Raw genomic sequence first — 22,729 nt, forward strand, 5'->3', positions numbered from 1 at the left:
CGGACATGAACGCGCTAGGGAATAGGGAATAGGGAATAGGGAATAGGGAATAGGGTTGTGGTACATGGCTTTGAGCCTTTACAGCACTTTGCTCTGTTATGGAATACAGGGTTGAACGCTCAAAACCTTTTGCAACAAGACTTTTGCCTCTTGCCTTTTGCCTAGCGCGAAGCGCTGTAAGTCTGTATAAGGTTGAAAAAAGGGCGATCGCAGCGATCGCCCTTTTTCAGTGGAAAAACTCCCTCTAGGGGAGTTTTGAGTTGAGTGCTTTAAACCTCGTAAGGTTGTTTGCCACTAAATTTGAGGGTGGCTGGTTCCGGGTTACTGCCGATATTGCGGTCAATTTTACCCACAAATTCCCGCCCTTCGTTCACTTTTTCAGGGAACACGCCATCTGCGGGATGAAGATACTGAACTTCACCGTTGGGATAAACCCGGTAGATTTTATAGTCATTGATCTTAAATTTGGGCCGCAGTTGGCGATAGGCTAGGGCCAAGCATTGTTCCTTGCGAGCCAGATACAGAAGGTTTTCGCCTTCTTGCATGGTGGCTGCACCGCCAGTGGGCATCTCAAAGACTTGAGCTTTGGGGGATGTCCAAGTGATGGCGTACTTTTCTTCTACTGATGCTTTGGTGAGTAGTCCACCAGTGCTGCCGCCAAATAAGGGCGCTTGTCCGGTCAGTGTCTCACTCATGGTTAAAGCTCTCTCCTCTAAACCAAGATTTTTATGGCATCCTATCACTGAGATGGGGGTGGACTAGAGATTTTGTTAGGAACTGTTACAGTTATTCATAATTGGTGGGCACAAATGGTTATTTTTGTCGCCCAACTGTTGGCGGTCGGCGACGGGAACGGGAAGAACTAACGCCTTTGGAGGAGTGGGGAGAGGGGGGTTTATCAACAATAGGCAGGGTGAAGCGGAATTGACTCCCTTGATCTTTCCCTCCAGACTCAGCCCAAATCTGTCCCCCCCAGTTGCTGACAATTTGACGGCAAATGGCTAAACCGAGACCTGTCCCCCCGGTACTGCGGCGCAGGGCCCCTTCTTCTTGATAAAAGCGATCGAAGACCGTTTCTAGGCGGTTAGGTTCAATGCCGCGACCGCTATCTTCAACCGTCACTAAAACCATGGTTCGGTTATTTGGGGGGCGTTTTGGGGGAGGGACAATATCCTGAAATTGGCTTTGGGTACTCAATATGGCTTGGATGGTGACTTGTCCTTGGGAGGGGGTGAATTTACAGGCATTATCGATCAGTTTGGATAAAACTTCGACTAACCATTCTCCATCGACGTGAACCAGGGGAAGTTGGGTGGGGAGATGGGTAATAATTTGGGGTAATTCTTGGTTGGGTTGATGGCTTCGGATGCTACTGATGGCTAAGTCAATACATTCTTGTAAGGGTAGGGGTTCCGGGTTCCAGTCTACCGAGCCACTTTCCAGGCGAGATAAGGTGAGAAAATCTTGAATCAGTTCTCGCAGTCGTTCGGCATCGTCTAGGGCGGTATTGAGCATCACCTGGCGCAAATCCTGGGGCATGTCCGGTTCGCTGGCTAAACTTTCTAGGCAGACTTGAATGGTGGATAGGGGGGTGCGGAGTTCGTGGCCAGTGATGGCGATCAGGTTGCGGGTGGTGCGGTCGAGGGCTTCGAGTTGTTGGTTGAGGTCTTCGAGGTTGGCATAGGCTTGGGCTTGGATGAGGGCGACTCCAATTTGGGAGGCGATCGCCTGTACCATTTCCAGTTGACTCGATGCCCAAGTATAGGCACTATCTCCACAGTGGTGAATTTCAATCATTCCCAGGAGTTCCTCTTTGTAGAGTACGGGAACCATTAACCAGGAGTGCATTTTAGCCGGGGTGAGTTGATCTCTGAGGGTGGGGTGATTGAGGGTATCCCGGTTTAAGTTACTCAGGTAAGCGTGGTAATGTTGCTCAACTACCTGGGAGAACAGGGGATGCTCTGTGAGAGGCCAAGTTTCCCCTTTCAGAGACGAGAGTTTTCGAGAATTGATGTACTCATATTCAATGGTGACTTGCTTTTGGGTGGCTTTACAGGGGTAAATGAGGCAGCGACAGCTCTCCATGGCTTGGCCGAGTTCTTTGGCCGCTATCTGAAAGATTTCTTCGGGATCGAGGGAGCGGCGAATGGCATCGGTGATCGAGTTGACGAGGCGTTCTTTTTTTTCTTGGTTGGCGATCGCCGTATAGGCCTTCACCAGTTTGTATTGACCCGCTTGTAAATAGGTCACTAGGCGCTCGGCAAAGGGAGCCGGATCGAGATGAGTGATTTGACAAGCTGGAGCTTGAGTAATGCGAGTTTGAGCTTGTTCAATCTTTGTGGCTAATTCCGGACGATAATCTAGAATTCGGGAGAGCAGGGCATGGGCTGCCTCTTCACACACCTGGCGATCGAACGTCCAAATTCCCTCAAAGCGTCGCGCTTGATCCATCGTCATCAACGGCAATTCCGGCAACCCCATCCCCAATGGATCGCGTTCGCGACAAATTAAACAAGTGGCATACTGCTGACCAATAATCACCAAATGCCACTCATGCTTGAGTTCATCCTGTAAATCAAAGGCAATCGTTTCATACTCCTGGGAAGCGCTCTTAAACTCCGTTTCTGGAGCCGCCAGAATATAAACCTGATCCGTTTGCTGGGCAATGCGGCGATAACGATGGGACTCTTGGCGATAAAACCGTTCTCGCTGGAAATTGGCAATCACTAAGGGCCGATCCCCCCCAGCCAATACCTGGTCTTCCATGGCATGGGAAAGGGCTGTCAAAGACGGCTTAAAATAAATTTGCGATCGCAGTTCGGGTAACCTTTGTAAGAGGTCAGCCAACACGGAAGTGTAATTACTCATTAACGCTGCTTGGCCCAGTCAGGACAACTCCACACTTACATTCAGTTTAGTTCGTTTAAGTTTTCATTCTATCGAGTTCTTGTCCCCTTTGATGCGGTTTATAGTCCAGGCAATCGATCGCCCGTTCCGAATTGGCGTAGTGAGGATGTACCGTACATTTAAGCCGATGGTCATTGGTAAAAAATTGACAATGGGCACAGGGAATCTGATGCATTTGCTTGGCCTGAGCCAGGCCGTCTCGCATAGCTCGACCTAATGTCCAGGCAACCACAGCAATCAAGACCCAAGCACTGATGAAGCAAATGGGCACAAGAAAAGGCTCTATGGCTTGAATCAAATCAAATAAGAGATCAAGAATCGTGAGCATAAAGGTATCCTTAATTCTGAAAAACAAGCAAGTTATGATTCTTATATAGCAGGATGGGATGTTAAATCAATTAGCACAAGAACCATCTCCATTAAAACTGCCCCATCTCCCCCAACCCTATAAATTACAAAATGTAAACAATTTCCCCACACCCACTCAAACCTCAAACACCTATGAGATGATCGACTCTCAGAGTCAACCATCAACTACAAAACCGAAAGAACTATTTATGAGCCTCAGACTTGGTGATACCGTTCCCAATTTTACCCAAGCCTCTTCCCAAGGGGAAATTGACTTCTATAGCTGGGCAGCAGATAGCTGGGTCGTCCTGTTTTCTCACCCCGCCGACTATACCCCAGTTTGTACCACAGAACTCGGCATGGTAGCCAAACTCAAACCCGAGTTTGATAAACGGAACGTTAAAGTCATTGCCCTCAGTGTAGATGGTGTTGAATCTCACCAAGGATGGATCGGTGATATCAACGAAACTCAAAGCACCACCGTCAACTATCCCATTTTGGCCGATGAGGATAAAAAGGTCTCCAATCTCTATGACATGATTCACCCAGAATCCCTAAACAACTTAACCGTTCGTACTGTTTTTATCATCGATCCCAACAAAAAACTGCGTCTAAATCTGACCTATCCAGCCAGCACCGGCCGTAACTTTGATGAAATTCTGCGGGTGATTGACTCCTTACAGTTAACCGATAATTATCAAGTGGCCACCCCCGTTAACTGGCAAGATGGAGGAGATTGTGTAATTGTCCCTTCTCTCAAAGATCCAGAGGTCTTGAAAGAGAAATTTCCCAAAGGCTATGAAGAAGTTAAACCCTATTTACGCATGACTCCCCAGCCCAATAAATAGGGAATGGGGAATGGTAACAAGTTAAGGTTGTAGGTGAGGGGGAGGCAAAAGGCAAAAGGCAAAAGGCAAGAGGGGGGGGGAGGCAAGAGGCAAGAGGCAAGGGTTCATATTTAGCTTGAGCTTGTTGTTAACTTCTCTATCCCCCTACCCTACAACAAAGTGCTAAAGAGCGCTCCTGCTGCGATCGCAGTAAAATAAGATAAAGTTCGGTAACTAAAACGGATGGATATCAAAGCAGGATTTATACCCACAGTCGGCAACACACCCCTAATTCGATTAAACAGCTTTTGCGAAGAAACCGGGTGTGAGATTCTCGGTAAAGCAGAATTCCTCAATCCAGGGGGTTCCGTCAAAGACCGAGCCGCCCTCTATATTATCGAAGATGCAGAAAAACAAGGACTCCTCAAACCCGGTGGCACAGTTGTCGAAGGAACTGCGGGTAACACCGGAATAGGTTTAGCCCATATTTGTAATGCAAAAGGCTATCGTTGCAAAATCATCATTCCCGAAACCCAATCCCAAGAAAAAATTGAAGCCCTACGAACCCTAGGCGCAGACGTACAAACCGTTCCCGCCGTTCCCTATCGAGACCCCAATAACTATGTAAAATTATCAGGACGAATAGCCAACGAACTCGATAACGCCATTTGGGCCAATCAATTTGATAATTTAGCCAATCGCCAAGCCCATTATGAAACCACAGGGCCAGAACTTTGGCAACAAACCGACGGTAAAATTGATGGTTGGGTAGCTGCCACGGGAACCGGGGGAACCTATGCGGGAGTGGCTCTTTTCTTGAAGGAGAAAAACCCTAATATTCAGGTGGTCGTTGCCGATCCCATGGGCAGTGGTTTATATTCCTATGTGAAAACCGGAGAAATTAAGCCAGAAGGCAGTTCAATCACCGAAGGAATTGGCAATTCTCGGATTACGAAAAACATGGAAGGCGTGCCCATCGATGATGCCATTCAAGTCGATGATCCTGAATGTATCCGAGTCATCTATCAGTTATTGCGCCGCGATGGTTTATTTATGGGCGGTTCTGTCGGTATTAATGTCGGTGCTGCCGTAGCCTTAGCCAAACAGATGGGGCCAGGACATACCATTGTCACCGTCTTATGTGATGGGGGCGCTCGTTATCAATCCAAACTGTATAATCGGGAGTGGTTAGCCTCGAAGAATTTGCTACCCGATTAAAAACATGGAAGCGGGTAAGATGCCCGCACTCCTAGAATCCCTTGATATTACTAGAGTGGGAGCCTCTCGCTCCCTAGATTTTTAATTATGGTTTTTAACCAGACTTGAAATCACGATATGAATGAAACCAAACCAACCAAACAGGTGCGAGTGTGTCAGCATCAAAGCTGTCGTAAGTTAGGCGCAACTCAGGTATTGGAGGCCTTTGAACTTTATCCCGTCGAGGGTGTAGAAGTGATAGCAGTTCATTGCTTAGGACAATGTGGCAATGGGCCGATGGTGTTGGTTTTACCGGAAGAAGTTTGGTACTGTCGGGTTTCTCCCCAGGAAGTGCCTGCGGTAGTCGAGCGACATTTGATCGGGGGAAACCCGGTAAAAGGGATGCTCTACCGGAAGTTTCATCCCTCTAATAATTGAGTAATTATATCATGTCCGGTTAAAGACTTGTCATTGCGATCGCAGGGAAGCAATCTCCAAGACTATCGAGAGGGTTGAGATTACTTCATTCCACTGCGTTCCATTCGCAATGACTATGAGTTCTTTAGGATTGATTGGGAAGGCGAACTTTGGTCACCAAACCCACACGATGCAACAAACTAATGACTCCCCAACTGGGGTCGATTTCCCACCACTTTAAGCCGCAACGAGCAGAATGGGGAAAGGCATGATGGTTATTATGCCAGCAACTCCCGTAGCTTATGGGAAATAACCACCAAACATTAGTCGAGAGATCATTCGTATCAAAATTCCGATAGCCAAGACGGTGAGCTAGACTGTTAATGATCCAAACACTATGCCACAGAGTCACCATACGAAAGAAGATTCCCCACATCACCCAAGACCAACCCCCAAAAGCAAATAAGATGGCGGCTAAAGCCAATTGAAGAGCAAGCAAATATTTGTGACAAAATTGGTAAAAGGGATCATCTTGTAAATCATGGGTCACTTCAGGAATTTTCGTTTCTAAGCTAGGTTTATGATAGAAAATCCACAGGACATGGCTCCACCAAAATCCCCGTGCTGCATTATGATAATCCCCATCTCGATCGGAATGGGCATGATGAAGGCGATGAGTTCCGACCCAACTAATTGGGCTAGACATCGCACTGAGGGTTCCACAAAAGACAAAGAAATATTCAACCCATTTGGGACAACTAAAACTTCGATGACTCCCTAAACGATGCCATCCAATTTCAACGCCTAAACTTCCGGTAATCCAGTGCAAGATAAGGCAAACTAGGACACCAGACCAACTGAAAAACTGGGGCAATAAGGCTAAAATAGCTCCTAAATGGATTATAGTAATCCAAGATAGGATGACCGGATTTAATTTTAGAGAAGGTATGGTTTCGGTATGAATCGCTTGAGAAGAGGTAGATTTGATCATAATTTTTACATTAAATTAATTACTCGCTATGGCTTCTTTTAGATACAGTCCGTTACCGACTGAACCCATTTTAAAAGAAAAAACATCAACAAACTCAAAAGAGCTGAGGAAGTCATCAATCTCTGGCTTGGAAGGAGAACCTTTATAGCGTTCATCAATATTGATCTCTAAACTAATGGCTTGAAGATGTTTTAGTGTTTCTTTTCCTCCTTGCAAAGCCATTAGTTCAGAACCCTGAATATTCATGCGTAAGTAACTAAAGTCAGAGGATTGCCAACCCGGTTTGAGTTCAGACATTAACTGATCTAGGGTCTTACTTTCAATTTCAATGACTTTAGTTCTGTTGAGTGCAATAAAATAACTCAACCAGGCTAGTGGCATCTGATACCAGGGAATATATCTTTTTCTCCAATACTGATTCAATGCTTGATAGAAACTACCTATATTTGGCTCCAAAATCGAAGACCATTCAGTATCTCCCATTTGGTACAATTGAACGATATCTGATTGGGATGAAACAACAGATTGGACACATTGAATCTCAGGATACGGTTGACTTTCCCCTAGCTCTAACAATTGATGAAGTTCTGTTCGGAATGCTTCTATTGCTTCTGCATACTGTTTCATGGATTCAAATAGGGAGGGTTGTGGTTCAACCATAAGAATTTTTTTAAATCCTAATTGTGTATACATGGGGAGTTCTTGGCCGGAATGACCTCCGATATGGATAACTCCTCCTTTATCAATTCCATAACGATCGAAGAGTAGAATACGAAGGGATAAAGAAACTGGATCTACATCTTTAGGGATGTTCTGCAAATTAATATAGTCGGAGATTTCTTTGTATCTTTCATAGTGATGATCCATAGTTGAGTGATGTTCGTGACTTAAAATCCTAGGAGAGTTTTGAACACAACAAAACCCATAATAAAGTGAAATATACTGACACCAAGTAAGTTGTAAGTGCGAATATAGATAAACCCGAAAACGATACTAGAGAATAAAGTGACAGCAATCGCAACTATACCAAAGTGCATATGGCACATGCTAAAGATTAAAGCAGTGATACAGATGGCTGATATCTCTTTTCGGTAAACTAAAAAGTTTTGTAAAGAAATTTGGATGATGGCTCGTAAGGCTTCTTGTATATAGCTATGAAAAAAGTATTGCACTGAAGATAGGGGAAAGGTTATATTACGGAAGTTTTGGGTTAGATGAGAACCGGGAATCATGGCATCAACCACAACGCAAATGAGCAAAACCAGAAAGATTCCTATACTGGTAAATAAAATACCATCCATAATGGATCGTTTGAGATTTTTGGTTGTGAAACCAATTTCTTGGGGAGAGAGTTTGGTTTTCCAGGAGGCTAAGACTAAAGGGATGCCAAAGCCAATGATGAGAAAAGACCAACTAAATAATTTGGTTTTGAGGACTGACTCAGAAAAGAATTGGTGAATGGCTGAATTGACAATTGCTGTAATAAAGAGGACGATTAGTAGAAATACTAGGAAGCTGGCAAAATTAGTTCTTTCCTTAAGTTCATTGATTTGCTCTTGTAGGGTGGAAACGTGGCGATCGCTCAAATATCGTAAGTAGCTATTGACTTGGCGAGTAATCGTTAATCCAAATGTATTGATAATTTCACTGGCTTCCGATGCTGTATCAATTAATTTATGCCGATCCAGAATATATACTTCACTATCTTCAGCAGCAATAATCGAACAACTCCGAGGAGAACCATCAATAAAGGACATTTCACCAAAGCTTTCTCCTGGAAACATTTCCTTAAACTTAAGGTTATTCTGAGTTGCTGGCTCTATTTTACACAATTCAACCTTACCCGACAGGAGAAAGTAAATTTCATCTGTTGTATCACTTTCCTGGAACAGAACATCACCTTTTGCATAAAAACGGCGATCGCAAGCCTTTTCAACTTGTTGGCGCTGTGGTTCTGTTAACTCTGAGAGTAAGGTAAACTTTTCTAGCATATCATTTAAGAAGACTGAAAACCCATGAAGTCATTTATCCTTAAGCTTCCAAAAAGATAACACCCAAAGAACCATATCGCAACTCAAGTTAAAAGGAAGTTATATCAAATCCGAATAATCAGTGAAAGTATGTCATTGCGAATGGAACGCAGTAGAATGAAGCAATCTCAACCCTATCGAGAATTGTTGCGATTGCTTCCCTGCGGTCGCAATAACAAGTGTTTAACCGGACTTTATATTACATAAAGTTGTATACAATCAACAGTTTACGAGGCGGAGACATGGCCCTATAATATTAGCGCTTAGGGAGTAGTTTCTCAAATTATTATCAAAATTCAACTGATATGGAGAGAAGTAAACAGTGCTTATTTTAGCGATCGTCTTGAAAGCAATCATGGTTGCGATTTTGGGACTCATATTCGGAGATTTCCTATCTACGTTTATATACCACGTCCCAGAACATGCTTTTGGTAAGTTTCATGTCACAGTTCACCATAGTAAAAACAAGGATTTCTATCATTATGCTGTTTTGAGTCCACAATGGAAGGTCTTACTCGATGGAATATTAGGAATTGCGCCTTACTTCCTTCTTTTACCTATTTTTTTACCCATTTCAGTTTCGGGCTGTATTTTATGTTATTTATGCGGTCAGGGTCATGTCATTTGGAGACATACAACTGCCCTAAGTTGGCAAACGCCTGAAAAGATCAGCAAAGTTTGTCAATATTTGGGTATTGTTACCCCTGAATTCCATTGGCAACACCATAAAAATGCTCATGAAGCATTTGGAGATATTTTTGTTTTTTATGATAAGCCAGCAAGAGCATGGCTTAAGTTCCTGTTGAACCTAAAACGTAGGGTTCCTATCTTCTAGATTGTAATATCAAATCCGCTTAAACAGTTGTCATCGCGATCGCAGAGAATCAATCTCCAACACTATCGAGAGGCTGGAGATGGATTCATTTCACTGCGTTATATTCGCCATGACTAGGCGTTATTTAGGATTGATTGGGAAGTCGGACTTTGGTCACTAAGCCGACTCGATGTAACAGGCTAATGACTCCCCAACTGGGATCGATTTCCCACCATTTTAAGCCACAACGAGCAGAGTAGGGAAAGGCATGATGGTTGTTGTGCCAACCTTGTCCGTAAGTCAAGGGGACTAACCACCAAAGGTTGGTGGATTTATCATCGGTGTCATAGGTTCGATAGCCGAAAGCGTGGGCAAAACTGTTGACACCCCAAGCACCATGCCAAAGGAGAACGACGCGGACAACGCTTCCCCACATTACCCAAGGTAAGCCTCCCAGGGCAAAGAGGATGGCAGCGAGACCGAAGTGCAAGACGAGGAGATAGCGATCGCAGAATTGATAGAATGGATCGTCTTTAATATCTTTAGTGACTTTGGCAACTTTCTCATCTATGTCAGGTTTATGGTAGAGAATCCAGATAAAATGGCTCCACCAGAATCCCTTATTAATATTGTGATAATCCCCCTCCTTATCGGAATGGGCATGATGGATGCGATGGGTTCCCGCCCAATCAATGGGGCTAGACAAACCACTAAAGGTTCCACAGAAGACAAAAAAATATTCAACCCATTTGGGACAAGTAAAACTACGGTGGCTCGCTAAACGATGCCAGCCAATTTCCACTCCTGAACCGGTAATGATGTGCAGAACTAGAAAAACGCCAACGGCAGACCAACTAAAGAATGGGGGGAAAAAGGCTAAAACTACCCCGATATGCATGGCAATCATCACAGCTATGATGATCCAGTTTAATTGGGGAGGGGATGCAGCTTCAGGAAGAGCGGTTTCAGGAATAGTGGTTTCTGAACTAACTTGTTTGATCATCAAACGTTACCTTGGATAAATGGGTTGAGTCTATGAATAAATACAAAAGGGTGAGCCAATTCAAACCCACTCGATGCGAATGTGGATTATCCTTGCTGGGTAAAGGGTTGATAGCATTTGTCCTCATCGTATAAATGACAAACGCTGGTAATTTTCCAGAGGGAAGAGAAGGAAAATTCATTAGTCGTCATGTATTCTCCCCAGTTTTCTTCTAGACTGGCATGAGCCTGACGCAGATTGTACCAGGGGATAGCAGTAGAGATGTGATGGGGAACATGAACATTAATATCATGGGCCATCCATTCAAACCATCGGGGATATTGACAATGGGCTGTTCCCATCAGTTGGGCTTCTGCTTCATTCCATTCCGATTGGGGTTTAAAGGGAATATCGGGTTTGGTGTGGTGCAGGAGGGTAATGGTACTCATCCAGAAATGGAAGACGAGCCAAGGCATGAGCCAATAGTTAACCAAGCCCCACCATCCCGTGGTGGCAATGAGTAAGGGGAATCCGATCGCCATTTGAGCAAGGACAAAGAGGACGGAAAACCGGACTTGCTCTCGCTGTTTACCTTCAAAAGTCCACCATTGGAAGTGGATTTTTGCCCAATGAACGGCGGAGGCTAACCACCAAAATTTACCCCGCAGGTGGCGATAGGCCCATTGTTCAATCGGAGGGAACTGGTTATATTCTTCGCGGGAGTAGGCTGTCCAAGCATTATCAATTTCTAGGCAGTTGGTATATTTATGATGGATGTTATGTTGAATGCGCCAAGCGTGAAAGGGATAAATGCAAGGAATGAGAACGAGATGGCCGACGAGGTTATTCACCCATTTACGATTGGAGAAAGACCGGTGTCCGCAGTCATGGGCGATAACGAATAGGCCGGTGAAGGCGCTACCGGTGAAGAGCCAGAGAAGGGGCAGTAAGTACCAAGGGGCGTTAGCGGTTCCCCACCATCCTAAACCGACGAGGATGATATTGGTGATTACCCCTGTCCAGGCTTTCAAGGGATGTTTGACAAACACTTCCTTGGGAAGGGTGTCTAAAATATCTCGAAGGCGAATATTGGGATCGAGTCCGATCTTTGCGTCTGCTTGCAGGCGTTCAGACGGTTGTGCGATCGCTGTTTTCATGCAAAATGTTCCTGTTGTATTGTTTCTAGATTTAGGGTGGAGACCATCCACTGGAATATCTGGGAGTGGGAGCGTCTCGCTCCCTAGTTCCTTAATTTAGGATTCGGAGAAAGTGCGATACCCCTTTTCCTCGTCATACAAGTGACAAACATCAGTAATTTGCCACAAAAGACGGAAAGAAAAGCGATTTCTGGTGATATATTCTCCCCAATTTTCTTCAATGCTGGCATGTGCTTTACGCAGGTTATACCAGGGAATGGCAGTGGTTAAATGATGGGGAACATGAACGTTAATATCATGGCAAATCCACTCAAACCACCAAGGATATTTACAATCCGTGCTACCGACGAGTTGGGCGGTGACTTCATGCCATTTTCCGTCGGGTTCAAATCTGAGATCGGGCAACGTATGGTGTAGGAGGGTGACGGTACTGAGCCAAAAATGGAAGACCAACCAAGGGACTAACCACAGGGAAACCCAGCCCCACCATCCGGTGGTAGCAATCAGGAGAGGAAAACCGATCGCCATTTGTGCAATTACCAATAGGGCAGAAAATCGGAACTGTTGCCGTTCTTTTCCTGGCTCAATTGTCCACCATTGAAAGTGGAGTTGAAACCAATGGACAATGGAGCCTAACCACCAGAATTTGCCATGGAGGGAGCGATAGACTGTTTTTTCAAAGCGATTGAGGGCTTCATACTGCTCCACGTAGAAGGGATTCCAGGTATTATCGCGGTCAATATGATTGGTATTTTTATGATGAATGTTATGTTGAATTCGCCAGGGATGGAAGGGATAAATGCAGGGGGTGAGGGCAATATGACCGACGAGATTATTCACCCATTTCTTGTTCGCAAAGGAACGATGCCCACAGTCATGGGCAATTACAAATAAGCCGAAAAAACAGGTTCCCGTAAACAGCCAGAGGAGGGGAAGTAAGTACCAGGGGGCGATCGCGATTCCCCACCATCCTAAACTGACGAGAACGACATTGGAGAGAAAGCCAAACCAAGCTTTAAATCGGTTTTTGATAAAAACGTCTTTGGGTAAGGTTTTTAAGACATCTTTTAAGCGCAAATTTCGATCGAGCTGGGGTCGTCCCGTTGATATAAGCTCCGCCGAGGGATTGGCGATCGCTGTTTCCATGCTAAATCTTCCTCAGTCAACAATTGCATCATTATACCCCTTACTTACGCAATTTTCATGAATTTTAGAAAAGCCAATTTTTAGGATCGATTAAGCCATTCTAAATCCATAAAAAGAGCATATTTTCAACCGTATAAATACCTATTTCTTCTGCAAGAAAACCTTTATTTGGGCTTCAAGGGAGGACGGGGAGTATGGGCCTTAGCAGGTGTACCCCAACAAATGTAGGCTTCGGGTAAAGAGCGAAACACACTGCTACGGGCCCCAACCACCGTATTGGCTCCAATTTCCACCCCTGGAGAGACAAAACAATCGGTCGCAATCCATACCCCATTGCCAATCTTAATCGGGGCAGTTACGAGGCGAAAACAGGGGTCTTTCACATCATGGGAACCCGTACAAAGATAGGTTTTCTGGGAAATCACACAATGTTGGCCAATTTCAATCCGATCTAAGCTATAGAACACCACATCATCGCCAATCCAACTATAATCACCAATGGTTATTTTCCAGGGATAGGTAAATCGGGCTGTGGGTCGGATGACCACCCCTTGGCCAATTTTGGCCCCAAACCAGCGCAACAGCATCACCCGAATACCATGCCAATTATGGAGGGTTAAGGGGAAAGTAACCGCTTGCACCAACCACCAAAGAATAATTATCCAGGTTGGACGACCGCGATCGAAATTGGACTGATCGTACTGACGTAAATCAACCCAGGCAGGAGAATCTAGGCGATCGGATTGGGAGGGTTCAGGACTGGATGGGGGTGTTGACATGGGTAGGGGAAGATTGAGATCCAGAAGATTGAGCTTTCTTGGGATTAATATGCCCTCCAAATTGACGCAGTTCAAATAATTTTACGCCAATATTATATTCATATTGACTCAGGAGCCGAGCATAAATATATCCAGCGTGGCCATCTAAAAATCCCAGTTGGAGAATATAGTGTAAGATGAAGCGAATGGTGGGTTTAAACGGGAGGCGCACCCAGATCTTTTTCAGCCAGCGTTTGCGCTGTACGGCATCGCCAAATAAATTGGCCCCAATGGTATTGCCTTCGTCCATCCCTTCAATCAGGTTGTAATAGACTCTAGCTTCCCAATTAGAATAACGATTATGACGAGCCAGCCACGCATAAATATCGCGGAAGTCTTCATGGAGCATATCTTCTTTTAAGTATCCCACATTACCTTCGAGGATCACATGCTCGTGAACTTCATTATCACCGGCATTTCTGACATCTTCTACATTGAGGTTTTCGTAGCGTCCTTTTTGATGTTTGAATAAGCGTAAATTCCAATCGGGATAGCGTCCTCCATGGCGAATCCAAGAGCCGAGAAAAATGACTCGGCGATTGAGATAATACCCATTCATATTGAGATCTTGAATGGCTTGTTTAATTTCTTCCCATAGGGGAGGAGTGATGCGTTCATCACAATCGACAATCAAGATCCATTCATTGCGAAAGGGAAGGTTGTCTAACGACCAGTTTTTCTTTTTCGGCCATGACCCATTAAACTTAAATTGGATCACTGTCGCCCCTAAACTTTCGGCAATTTCTGCGGTGCGATCGCCACTTTGGGAATCGACAACAAAGATCTCATCCGCCGGTTGCAAACTTTCCAAACAAGCAGCAATGTTATCTTCTTCATCTTTTGCTGGAATAATAATCGATACCGGGACTTTAGGCGCTTCAGAGGTCATAAGGGCACAGGAGGTACGAGACAACGTTTAGGATATCAGATCAATCTCAAAGTTTTGATTGGAGGATCTGCATTTTTCTTTTTTAGTTATAACAGTTCTGGTCTCACGGCCAAGATTAAGAGATAGATTTACTGCGATGGAGATTTTGTAGACCATAATCCTTCGATCGCCGTAGTCAGATACCCGATTTGACCATAGGCATAGACTAGGTTATCAAACCTCTGGGCCGGATCGCCGATATATTTGACCGATTTATAGAGTCCCCGAATAATGCGCTCTCCTCCCCGCGAAAATTGATGAATCCCTCCCCGGTTGGAGAGTTGTTCCCGGTAGCATTCGCTCACCCCTTGCCACCACCCTCGACGCAAAAACCAAGAGCGGTTAACTCGTTCGGGAGCCACATTGTGTGCAACTAAGGCTTCGGGGATATAGCTGACTTGCCATCCCGATTGTAAGGCCAACTCGGTCATCACCAGTTCTTCATTAGAGAGCAATTTTTTCCCGACTCGCCCTAAATTGGGGTCAAAGCCACCAATTTCTTCGAGGAAACTGCGCCGTATGGAGTAGTTTAGGCCTCTGGGAGTGTTGTTGGGTTGGGTGATGAAGAGGGGGCGATCGCCTAAATCATAGGCTCCGAGATTCCCGGCTAAACCCTCTGAGAGCCAAGGGGGAGGGGTAATACCGGCGGGCCAAATGAGGGTGACTTTACCGCCAGCGATCGCCAATTTAGGGTTCTCTGCGTAGGCTTTTGAGAGGACGCTTAACCAGGAAGGTGTGGCGATCGCATCATCATCGAGATAAGCTAAAATTTCTCCACTGGCAGTTTTTGCACCGGTATTGCGAGCCACGGATAAACCGGTGACAGCTTCGTAAACCGACTTCAAGCGCGGATGGGGTTGTAAGGACTGTATGACTTCTTGGGTGCGATCGCTCGACGCATTATCAACCACAATCACCTCAAAGTCGGGATGATCTTGACTGAGCAAGCTTTCTATGGCTGCACCCAGATATTGATCTCGGTTATGGGTACAGATAATTGCTGAGATTTGGACGCTCATAGTTGGCAACACAGGATAGGAAATCTACGGCTTAAGTTGGCGATGTAAACCGTTTAAGGATTGGGCTAACTGGGATAGACGCTCTTCTAGGATATGCTTTTGGCTCAGAAATTGCCGCAATTGTTGATAGCGATGAAGGGCTAAACTAATCGATGGGATTTCTTCTGCTGCACAGAGACGACTCCAAACCTCTCCATTTTCTTTGAGTCTACAGAGTCGGTAGGAGGTGCGAGAACCTGGGGTGGGGGTAGATTCGAGCCATCCCTCAATAATTGGCCCTTGATGATAGAGAGCTGTAATTTGATTGTGGATCTGGTCTAACTGATCTTGCCATTGGCAGGCGATCGCCTCAATATCATGAAGTAAGTCAATCGCCACATCAGGATAATATTGATTTTGATGGCGGCTTAAGCGCGTGGGTTTACTTTTGGGAAAATGGGGCAGTTGAGTGGACGCAGACCTCTGAGTTGCCCCTAATCGGTTTAGATTAGGCGGTTCAAGAATATCAGGATTGGGTAAATTGTCCATGACGACCTTGAGATTTATTTATCTTTATCTTTGCTTGAAGAAATCTTGTGCAATTGATCGTTGCTCTGTGGAGAGACAAGGCACTGAAGCTCCTTGCTGGTTTCGTCTCCACTGTGCAGGTTTAGCGAGATTCTAGATTATTCAGTCGCTTTTGCAACTTTTTCAAAGACTGATATAAATCCGGTAGACGCTTATAAATGGCAGATGCTTTCAGATAGATCGAATGATTCACCGCCGGGTTTCCAGAAATGACGGAGCCGGAGGGAATCGTTCCATGTACTCCAGCTTTAGCGGAGGCGATCGTATTATCGCCAATGATGGTATTGTTGGCAACTCCCACTTGTCCCGCTAGAAGCACATGGTTACCGATTTTTGTACCGCCTGCCATCCCCGCTTGACCGGCGATCGCACAATTGGAGCCGATTTTGGAACCATGGCCAATCTGCACTAAGTTATCAATTTTTGTCTGGCTACCGATGCGGGTTTCACCGACGGCTGGACGGTCAATGGCACTATTACAACCCACTTCTACCCCATCTTCTAATACCGTTCTTCCAGATTGTTGCATCTTGAACCAGCCTTTAGGGGTAGGCACAAAGCCAAAGCCTTCTGCTCCAATGACCGCACCGCTATGAACAACACAATTTTTACCCAGTAAAGTCCGTTCGTGGAGGGTACAGTTGGCATGGAGAAGGGTGCGATCGCCGATTTCCACTTGCGGATAAATAACCACATTGGCATGAATATAAACCCCATCGCCAATTTTGACCCCAGATTCAATCACCACATGAGGCCCAATATAGACCCCTTCTCCCAACTGTACATCCTCAGCAATTACGGCTGTAGGGTGAATCTGCGGTTGGGGATGAAAGGGTTGATAAAACAGGTCAATGACTTGGGCAAATAACAGACGCGGTTCCCTCGTCGCGATCCAGGCAATCCCGCGCTCTGTAGCAGTTTCAGTCAAATCATGGGGAAGAATTAAGGCGATCGCCTCCGTAGTCTTAATCTGACTAGCAAACTTCGCACCCTCAATGAAACTCAGACTCTGGGGTGTAGCTTCGTCTACCGGTGCAACTCCCACAATCTCTGGATCGAGACCCGGTAGAGAATTTTCTGAGGCGACCTTACCCAATTTTTCAATAATTTCACTGAGTTTCATAGACTTAAGCACCAAATTTTGAGGGTATTTGTGCAAAGTTTACAGCAGTTTTCGCCTCAACAGGCAGAGTGCAGGTGATATTCTGGGATAAAGACCGTTTCAACTCCCCTTCCCCCTATGGTCTGGAAATTCTGTAGTCGGTTAATCAACCCACTTATTAATCGTCTGTCCCTACGAACTCTACTCACGGTTCCCTTTATCCTGCAATTGGGGGTAGTGACGGTAGTCATTACCGGATTATCTTTCCGGAGTGGAAAAGAAGCAGTAGATGTTTTGGTCAAACAACTGGGACGGGAAACCAGCGATCGCATTGCCCAAACCTTAGCCACCCAATTGGCCGCTCCCCATTCTGTGTATCAAACCATTCAAGGAGCCATTGACACCGATCAAATTGATATTACCAATTTCGATCAACTCCAATGTTATTTTCAACGCCTAGTTAAACAAGATAATGGCGTAGATTACTTACTCTTCGGTCGTCCCACTGGGGAAGTCTTAGCCGTTCAGAAGTTAGAGAATACAGAAACTATCGTCAAAGTCCGGGAAGGTAGCATTCCAGAGAGAAAAACCTATCGCTTAGATGAAAACTGCGATCGTACAGAATTTTTAGGGAGTCAACCCTATGACAGTCGGCGGAGATCCTGGTATGCAACTGCCATAGAAAAACGCCAACCCACTTGGGGGTCGATCTCCATTTCTACTTATTCCTATGTCAACACAGATGAATATTTCCTCTATGCTACTCCCGTCACTCCTGTGGCGCGACCAAACGGTGAAATTTTGGGAGTCTTGGGCGCAGAAATTACCTTAACTTATATTAACAAATTACTCCAAGATTTACAAGTGAGTCCCTCTGGAATTGCCTTTATTGTCGATCAGTCAGGAGAATTAGTAGCCTCTTCAACCGAGGATCGTCTTTATCAATTGGAGCAAGACAAACCCCAAAGAATTAATGCCCTTAAAATCGCCAATCCTCTCATGCAAGAAACCAGCAAATATCTCCTCGATCGCTTTGGTTCTTGGCAAAATTTGTTTAGTCCCAAGCAACTCCTATTTAAATATCAGGATCGCAATCACTTAGTTCATATTGCTCCCCTATCCGACAATCAAGGTTTAGATTGGTTAGTGATTGTCGTAATTCCTGTATCCGATTATATGGGGCCAATTTACAGCAATCTTTACTATACTCTGATTCTCTGCTTAACTGCCTTATTAATTGCGAGTTTAATGGGATTGATTACCGGAGAGCGGATCATTTATCCCATTAAACAACTGAATGAATCAGCTAAAGCAGTAGCTCAAGGAAAATGGAATAAGCGAGTCAGCTTAAGGCGATTTGATGAGCTGCGCGAATTAGCCGATTCGTTTAACCGCATGGCCGATCAAATTCAACGTTCGTTTTCAGATTTGGAGAAAAAAAATCAAGAATTAGAACGGCTCGATCGCCTCAAAGATGATTTCTTGGCCAATACTTCCTATGAATTAAAAACACCCTTAAATGGAATGATTGGGTTAGCAGAATCGATTCTAGAGACGGCACAATATTCTTTGTCTGAACCCACAAAATTTAATTTATATCTGATCGTTTCCACTGGCAGGAGGTTGGGAAATTTAGTTAATAACATTTTAGATTTATCCCGTTTAAACTATCATGAATTAACCCTCAATCGTAAGGCTGTGGGGGTGCGAGAAATTGCTGAAGTCAGCTTAACTCAATGCTATCCCCTGATTGGACATAAAAATATTCAAGTTTACAACCGAATTTCTGTTGATTTACCTCTGGCTTATGCGGACGAAAATCGGTTAGAACAAATTTTTTATGAATTAATTAATAATGCGATTAAATTTACGGACACGGGAACGATCACCTTAAGTGCCGATTGCCATAACAACGATTTACAAATTACAGTTAACGATACAGGGATTGGCATTCCTGAAGAGAAAATCGATCAAATCTTTAACTCATTTCAACCAGGGAATGAAAACAACCAGCAAATTTATGGCGGGATCGGATTAGGGTTGGCCTTAACCAAATGTTTAATTGAATTGCATGGAGGACAGTTGCAAGTTCGATCGACTCTAGGATTAGGATCGAGTTTTATTTTTAGTTTACCTATTGCTGATTCAGTAGATACTCAGACGATAGAAGCGACGAAAATAAACCTTTCTTGCCGGGACAATTCTTGTTTAATGTATCAACCTTGGGAAATCCAAGATCATTACACAGATCGATTCAAAATCTTGTTAGTAGATGATGAATTGCTCGATCTGCAATTTTATGCGACCTATCTTAATTCTAAAGAGTATGCCATTGTTGCGGCTCAAAGTGGCGAAGAAGCTTTACAGTTTTTAACGGAAGGATTTACCCCAGATTTAGCGATCGTTGATGTGATTATGCCTCGGATGACAGGTTATGAAGTAACTCGCCAAATTCGTCTGAGTAAAAGTCCGACAGAGTTACCGATTATTTTGTTAAGTACCAAGAATCAAGTTGCCGATCTGGTGATTGGTTTAGAGTTGGGAGCCAATGATTATTTAACGAAACCGGTATCTAAGGATGAATTTTTGGCCCGAGTCAAGATGCATTTAAATCTTAAATCCTTGAAAGTGGAAAATCTGCGGTTAGCCACGGAAGTGGAAATCACGAGCCGTTTGCAAAAAATGCTGTTGCCTAAAACAGAAGACTTACAGTTGATTGAGGATTTAGAGATCGCTGCTTTTATGGAAACTGCCAATGAAGTCGGAGGAGATTATTATGATGTTTTTGCTCAACATCAAGGGGTGATGATCGGTATTGGGGATGTGACAGGGCATGGACTTGAAAGTGGTGTTTTGGCGATTATGGTACAAACGGCAATTCGATGTTTGAGTTATAGCAAGTTTACTGATATTAAGGATTTTTTTTCTGTCTTAAATCGGACAGTTTTAGATAATATTGAGCGCATGAATTCTGATAAACACTTAACGTTGTCGGTGGTGGAATATAATCAGGGCATTCTCAAGATTAGTGGCCAACATGAATCCCTAATTTTGGTGAGTTCCACTGGGGACGTGGACTGTATTGATACTCTAGATCTGGGATTTCCCATTGGTTTAGATCGGAATGTCGGGGGATTTTTTCATCAATTGGAATTGAGCTTAAAGTGTGGAGATGTGGCGGTATTGTATACGGATGGCATTACGGAAGCGGAAAATCTGGATAAGGTGCATTATGGGATCGATCGCCTCTGTGCCATCATTCAGCGCGATCGCCATCAGAGCGCTGATGAGATTAAAACCGCCATTATCGCCGATCTCAAGCACCATATTGGCACACAAAAGATCTATGATGATATTACCCTGGTCGTCCTTAAGCGAAAAGATACAGCAGTTCCCTAAAAGTTAATATCAATTCCTTGATTCAGGATTACAGCACTTTGCTCTGTTATGGAATACAGGGTTGAACGCTCAAAACCTTTTTCAACAAGACTTTTGCCTTTTGCCTCTTGCCTTTTGCCTAGCGCGAAGCGCTGTAATGCCCTTCCAGTTCTTCCGGCATTTTGGGAATGCCAGCCGTCAGCACTTCACACCCGGTTGCGGTGACTAAAACATCATCTTCGATGCGGACTCCGATACCGCGCCATTGGGGGGGGACTTCCGGTTGCTCTTCTGCGGGTTTAACCAAGGGGGCAATGTACATCCCTGGTTCTACGGTTAACACTTGACCCGGTTGTAGCAGTTGGGACTCTTCCTCATTTTGTTTATAGGCTCCCACATCATGGACATCTAGACCGAGCCAATGGCTGGTACGATGCATGTAATAGGGCTTATACTTGTTTTCCTTAATCAGTTCTTCCGGTTCTCCGACTAAAAAGCCTAATTCGATCATCCCTTCCACCAGCACTTGAACGGCGGTATCATGAACGGCGCTAAAGGGATTACCGGGTTTGATTTGGGCGATCGCCTGCCGTTGGGCTTCCAGGACAATCTCATAAATCACCCGTTGTTCCATGCCATACTTGCCGCCTACGGGATAAGTCCGAGTAATATCACCGTTGTAATAACCATAGGAACAGCCCGCATCAATCAGAAGTAAATCCCCCGCTTCTAGGGCGCGGGAATTTTCGATGTAATGGAGAACACAGGCATTGGGGCCAGAAGCCACAATGGACGGATAAGCCGGGCCAACCCCTCCACGACGACGGAAGAGGCGCTCCATTTCCGCTTGAATTTCATACTCATAAATACCCGGTTTAGCCATATCCCAGGCTAAATGGTGAGCTTCTACAGAAATAGCGATCGCCTTACGCATCAGCTCCAATTCCGTCTCACTCTTCACCAAGCGTAGGGGATGCAACAGAGTCATCGGGTCTTCGAGAGCTGTGGGGCCAAACCCTTTTTTTGGGTATTGCCTCAGTAACGATTGCCACTGCTTCAAAAGGGTCTGATTAAACGTTTCGTCGATGCCAAAGTGATAGTACAGGCGATCGGCTTTCGCCAAATATTGGGGTAATTTTTCCTCCAACTCCCCAATAGGATAGGCTTCATCCGCACCATAAACCGCCTTCGCATCCTCGACTCCGACGCGGTAACCGCTCCAAACCTCCTTCTCCCACTCCTTCGGTTGCACAAACAAAATAAACCGGTGTTCCTCATGGTGAGGCGCTAAAACCGCCACCGCTTCCGGTTCGTTAAACCCCGTCAGATAGAAAAAATCGCTCTCTTGGCGAAAAGGATGCTCCACATCCCGGTGCATCACCGCTAGGGGAGCGCTGCGAAAAATGGCTGTACTGGTTGGCATTTTCGCCATTACTCGTTCCCGACGTTGGCGATATTCGTCTTGCAGGTGTACGGAAACGGCCTCGGAGAGGGATGAAACCACGCGAATTGAACCTCCTGTGATGATTCAGTTAAATATTGACTCTTTGCAATTGATTACATCTTATAGCGGTTTCTGCCGATAGACTTAAAATAGTGAATTCATTAAAGCAGTTAATCCCCAGAGCAGGAACAGGCCAAAACTGGTAATACCGACAACGATCAGGGCTAAAATGAGAATCATGACAATAATAAATCCGCGATCGGCTGCTTCACTGGATTTAGGCGCTTGTAAATGTTCTTCGAGTAATTGCATATTCATGGCGTTGGCTTTCCAGGTCAGATCGAAAATATCACCTAAAACGGGGACAATTCCCGTCAGGGTATCGATGAGGATATTCATCACCATGCGTCCTAGAGTTTCTTTGGGTAATCGAAACCGGGTCGCCTCTAGGACAATATAAGCCGATAAAATGGCGCTCACCATATCTCCACCCCCAGGAATTAAGCCAATAATTGGATCGAGTCCCACGCGGTAATTTAAGCCCGGAATCGGCAGAGCGTTATCCAAGAGTTGACTTAAACGCCGCAAACGTTGAATCCGATACAGTTTGCTTCCCTGTTCTCTTTCTGGTTCCCGATTCCTGTCTTCCATGATGAA

At 44.9% G+C, this 22,729-nt stretch carries 21 protein-coding genes; 5 read left to right on the top strand and 16 right to left on the bottom strand.

Annotated elements, in window-relative coordinates:
• Positions 1-269: 269 nt before the first annotated feature.
• The 3 genes from psaD to PMG25_RS02080 form a co-directional block, all read right to left on the bottom strand.
• Positions 270-695, bottom strand: a complete 426-nt coding sequence (gene psaD / locus PMG25_RS02070; protein ID WP_283765251.1) for a photosystem I reaction center subunit II PsaD — start codon at positions 693-695, stop codon at positions 270-272.
• A 118-nt stretch (positions 696-813) separates the two neighbouring features.
• Positions 814-2,868 (bottom strand): DICT sensory domain-containing protein, encoded by a 2,055-nt coding sequence (locus PMG25_RS02075; protein ID WP_283765252.1) that lies wholly within the window; start codon positions 2,866-2,868, stop codon positions 814-816.
• A gap of 55 nt (positions 2,869-2,923) precedes the next feature.
• The gene (locus PMG25_RS02080; protein ID WP_283765253.1) at positions 2,924-3,235 is read right to left on the bottom strand and encodes a hypothetical protein; all 312 of its coding nucleotides are present in this window, start codon (positions 3,233-3,235) and stop codon (positions 2,924-2,926) included.
• A 229-nt stretch (positions 3,236-3,464) separates the two neighbouring features.
• Between PMG25_RS02080 and PMG25_RS02085 the strand changes: the two genes are divergently transcribed.
• The 3 genes from PMG25_RS02085 (at position 3,465) to PMG25_RS02095 (ending at position 5,717) form a co-directional block, all read left to right on the top strand.
• Positions 3,465-4,103 carry a peroxiredoxin gene (locus PMG25_RS02085; protein WP_283765254.1) on the top strand — a complete coding sequence of 213 codons (639 nt, stop codon included), beginning with the start codon at positions 3,465-3,467 and terminating at the stop codon, positions 4,101-4,103.
• 222 nt (positions 4,104-4,325) lie between these two features.
• The gene (locus PMG25_RS02090) at positions 4,326-5,300 is read left to right on the top strand and encodes a cysteine synthase A (RefSeq protein ID WP_283765255.1); all 975 of its coding nucleotides are present in this window, start codon (positions 4,326-4,328) and stop codon (positions 5,298-5,300) included.
• A 117-nt stretch (positions 5,301-5,417) separates the two neighbouring features.
• Positions 5,418-5,717 (top strand): (2Fe-2S) ferredoxin domain-containing protein, encoded by a 300-nt coding sequence (locus PMG25_RS02095; protein ID WP_283765256.1) that lies wholly within the window; start codon positions 5,418-5,420, stop codon positions 5,715-5,717.
• A 124-nt stretch (positions 5,718-5,841) separates the two neighbouring features.
• On the opposite strand, the gene PMG25_RS02100 is transcribed toward PMG25_RS02095, so the two are convergent.
• Genes PMG25_RS02100 through PMG25_RS02110 form a run of 3 tightly spaced genes read right to left on the bottom strand, consistent with a single transcriptional unit; the run spans position 5,842 to position 8,678 of the window.
• The gene (locus tag PMG25_RS02100; protein WP_283765257.1) at positions 5,842-6,687 is read right to left on the bottom strand and encodes an acyl-CoA desaturase; all 846 of its coding nucleotides are present in this window, start codon (positions 6,685-6,687) and stop codon (positions 5,842-5,844) included.
• A 15-nt stretch (positions 6,688-6,702) separates the two neighbouring features.
• A complete protein-coding gene (locus tag PMG25_RS02105) occupies positions 6,703-7,554 on the bottom strand; it encodes an FkbM family methyltransferase (protein ID WP_283765258.1) in 852 nt (283 codons plus the stop codon).
• Between the two features lie 20 nt (positions 7,555-7,574).
• The gene (locus tag PMG25_RS02110; protein ID WP_283765259.1) at positions 7,575-8,678 is read right to left on the bottom strand and encodes a cyclic nucleotide-binding domain-containing protein; all 1,104 of its coding nucleotides are present in this window, start codon (positions 8,676-8,678) and stop codon (positions 7,575-7,577) included.
• A gap of 361 nt (positions 8,679-9,039) precedes the next feature.
• Here PMG25_RS02110 and PMG25_RS02115 point away from each other — a divergent pair, with 361 nt between their 5' ends.
• Positions 9,040-9,552, top strand: a complete 513-nt coding sequence (locus tag PMG25_RS02115; protein ID WP_283765260.1) for a sterol desaturase family protein — start codon at positions 9,040-9,042, stop codon at positions 9,550-9,552.
• Between the two features lie 124 nt (positions 9,553-9,676).
• Here PMG25_RS02115 and PMG25_RS02120 read toward each other — a convergent pair whose 3' ends face one another.
• The 8 genes from PMG25_RS02120 to lpxD form a co-directional block, all read right to left on the bottom strand.
• Positions 9,677-10,534: an acyl-CoA desaturase gene (locus PMG25_RS02120; RefSeq protein WP_283765261.1), complete on the bottom strand. Its 858-nt coding sequence runs from the start codon at positions 10,532-10,534 to the stop codon at positions 9,677-9,679.
• An 86-nt stretch (positions 10,535-10,620) separates the two neighbouring features.
• On the bottom strand, positions 10,621-11,670 hold the full coding sequence (locus PMG25_RS02125) for a fatty acid desaturase (protein ID WP_283765262.1): 1,050 nt from the start codon (positions 11,668-11,670) through the stop codon (positions 10,621-10,623).
• Positions 11,671-11,766: 96 nt separating this feature from the next.
• Entirely contained in the window at positions 11,767-12,816 is a 1,050-nt protein-coding gene (locus PMG25_RS02130) for a fatty acid desaturase (protein WP_283765263.1), read from the bottom strand.
• Between the two features lie 164 nt (positions 12,817-12,980).
• Positions 12,981-13,595, bottom strand: a complete 615-nt coding sequence (hpsU, locus tag PMG25_RS02135) for a hormogonium polysaccharide biosynthesis acetyltransferase HpsU (protein ID WP_283765264.1) — start codon at positions 13,593-13,595, stop codon at positions 12,981-12,983.
• On the bottom strand, positions 13,570-14,523 hold the full coding sequence (locus tag PMG25_RS02140; protein WP_283765265.1) for a glycosyltransferase family 2 protein: 954 nt from the start codon (positions 14,521-14,523) through the stop codon (positions 13,570-13,572). The genes hpsU and PMG25_RS02140 overlap by 26 nt, the downstream gene beginning before the upstream one ends.
• Positions 14,524-14,651: 128 nt before the next feature.
• Positions 14,652-15,581 carry a glycosyltransferase family 2 protein gene (locus PMG25_RS02145; protein WP_283765266.1) on the bottom strand — a complete coding sequence of 310 codons (930 nt, stop codon included), beginning with the start codon at positions 15,579-15,581 and terminating at the stop codon, positions 14,652-14,654.
• A gap of 24 nt (positions 15,582-15,605) precedes the next feature.
• Complete coding sequence (locus tag PMG25_RS02150) at positions 15,606-16,109, bottom strand: hypothetical protein (protein WP_283765267.1); 504 nt, start codon at positions 16,107-16,109, stop codon at positions 15,606-15,608.
• 121 nt (positions 16,110-16,230) lie between these two features.
• Positions 16,231-17,271 carry a UDP-3-O-(3-hydroxymyristoyl)glucosamine N-acyltransferase gene (gene lpxD, locus PMG25_RS02155; protein ID WP_283765268.1) on the bottom strand — a complete coding sequence of 347 codons (1,041 nt, stop codon included), beginning with the start codon at positions 17,269-17,271 and terminating at the stop codon, positions 16,231-16,233.
• Positions 17,272-17,388: 117 nt separating this feature from the next.
• Between lpxD and PMG25_RS02160 the strand changes: the two genes are divergently transcribed.
• Positions 17,389-20,649 (top strand): SpoIIE family protein phosphatase, encoded by a 3,261-nt coding sequence (locus tag PMG25_RS02160; RefSeq protein WP_283765269.1) that lies wholly within the window; start codon positions 17,389-17,391, stop codon positions 20,647-20,649.
• A gap of 118 nt (positions 20,650-20,767) precedes the next feature.
• Here PMG25_RS02160 and PMG25_RS02165 read toward each other — a convergent pair whose 3' ends face one another.
• Positions 20,768-22,096: an aminopeptidase P N-terminal domain-containing protein gene (locus PMG25_RS02165; protein WP_347178719.1), complete on the bottom strand. Its 1,329-nt coding sequence runs from the start codon at positions 22,094-22,096 to the stop codon at positions 20,768-20,770.
• Between the two features lie 120 nt (positions 22,097-22,216).
• Positions 22,217-22,723 (bottom strand): DUF4112 domain-containing protein, encoded by a 507-nt coding sequence (locus tag PMG25_RS02170; RefSeq protein WP_283765271.1) that lies wholly within the window; start codon positions 22,721-22,723, stop codon positions 22,217-22,219.
• Between the last annotated feature and the right edge of the window lie 6 nt (positions 22,724-22,729).

The sequence above is a fragment of the Roseofilum capinflatum BLCC-M114 genome, from assembly GCF_030068505.1.
Taxonomy (GTDB): domain Bacteria; phylum Cyanobacteriota; class Cyanobacteriia; order Cyanobacteriales; family Desertifilaceae; genus Roseofilum; species Roseofilum capinflatum.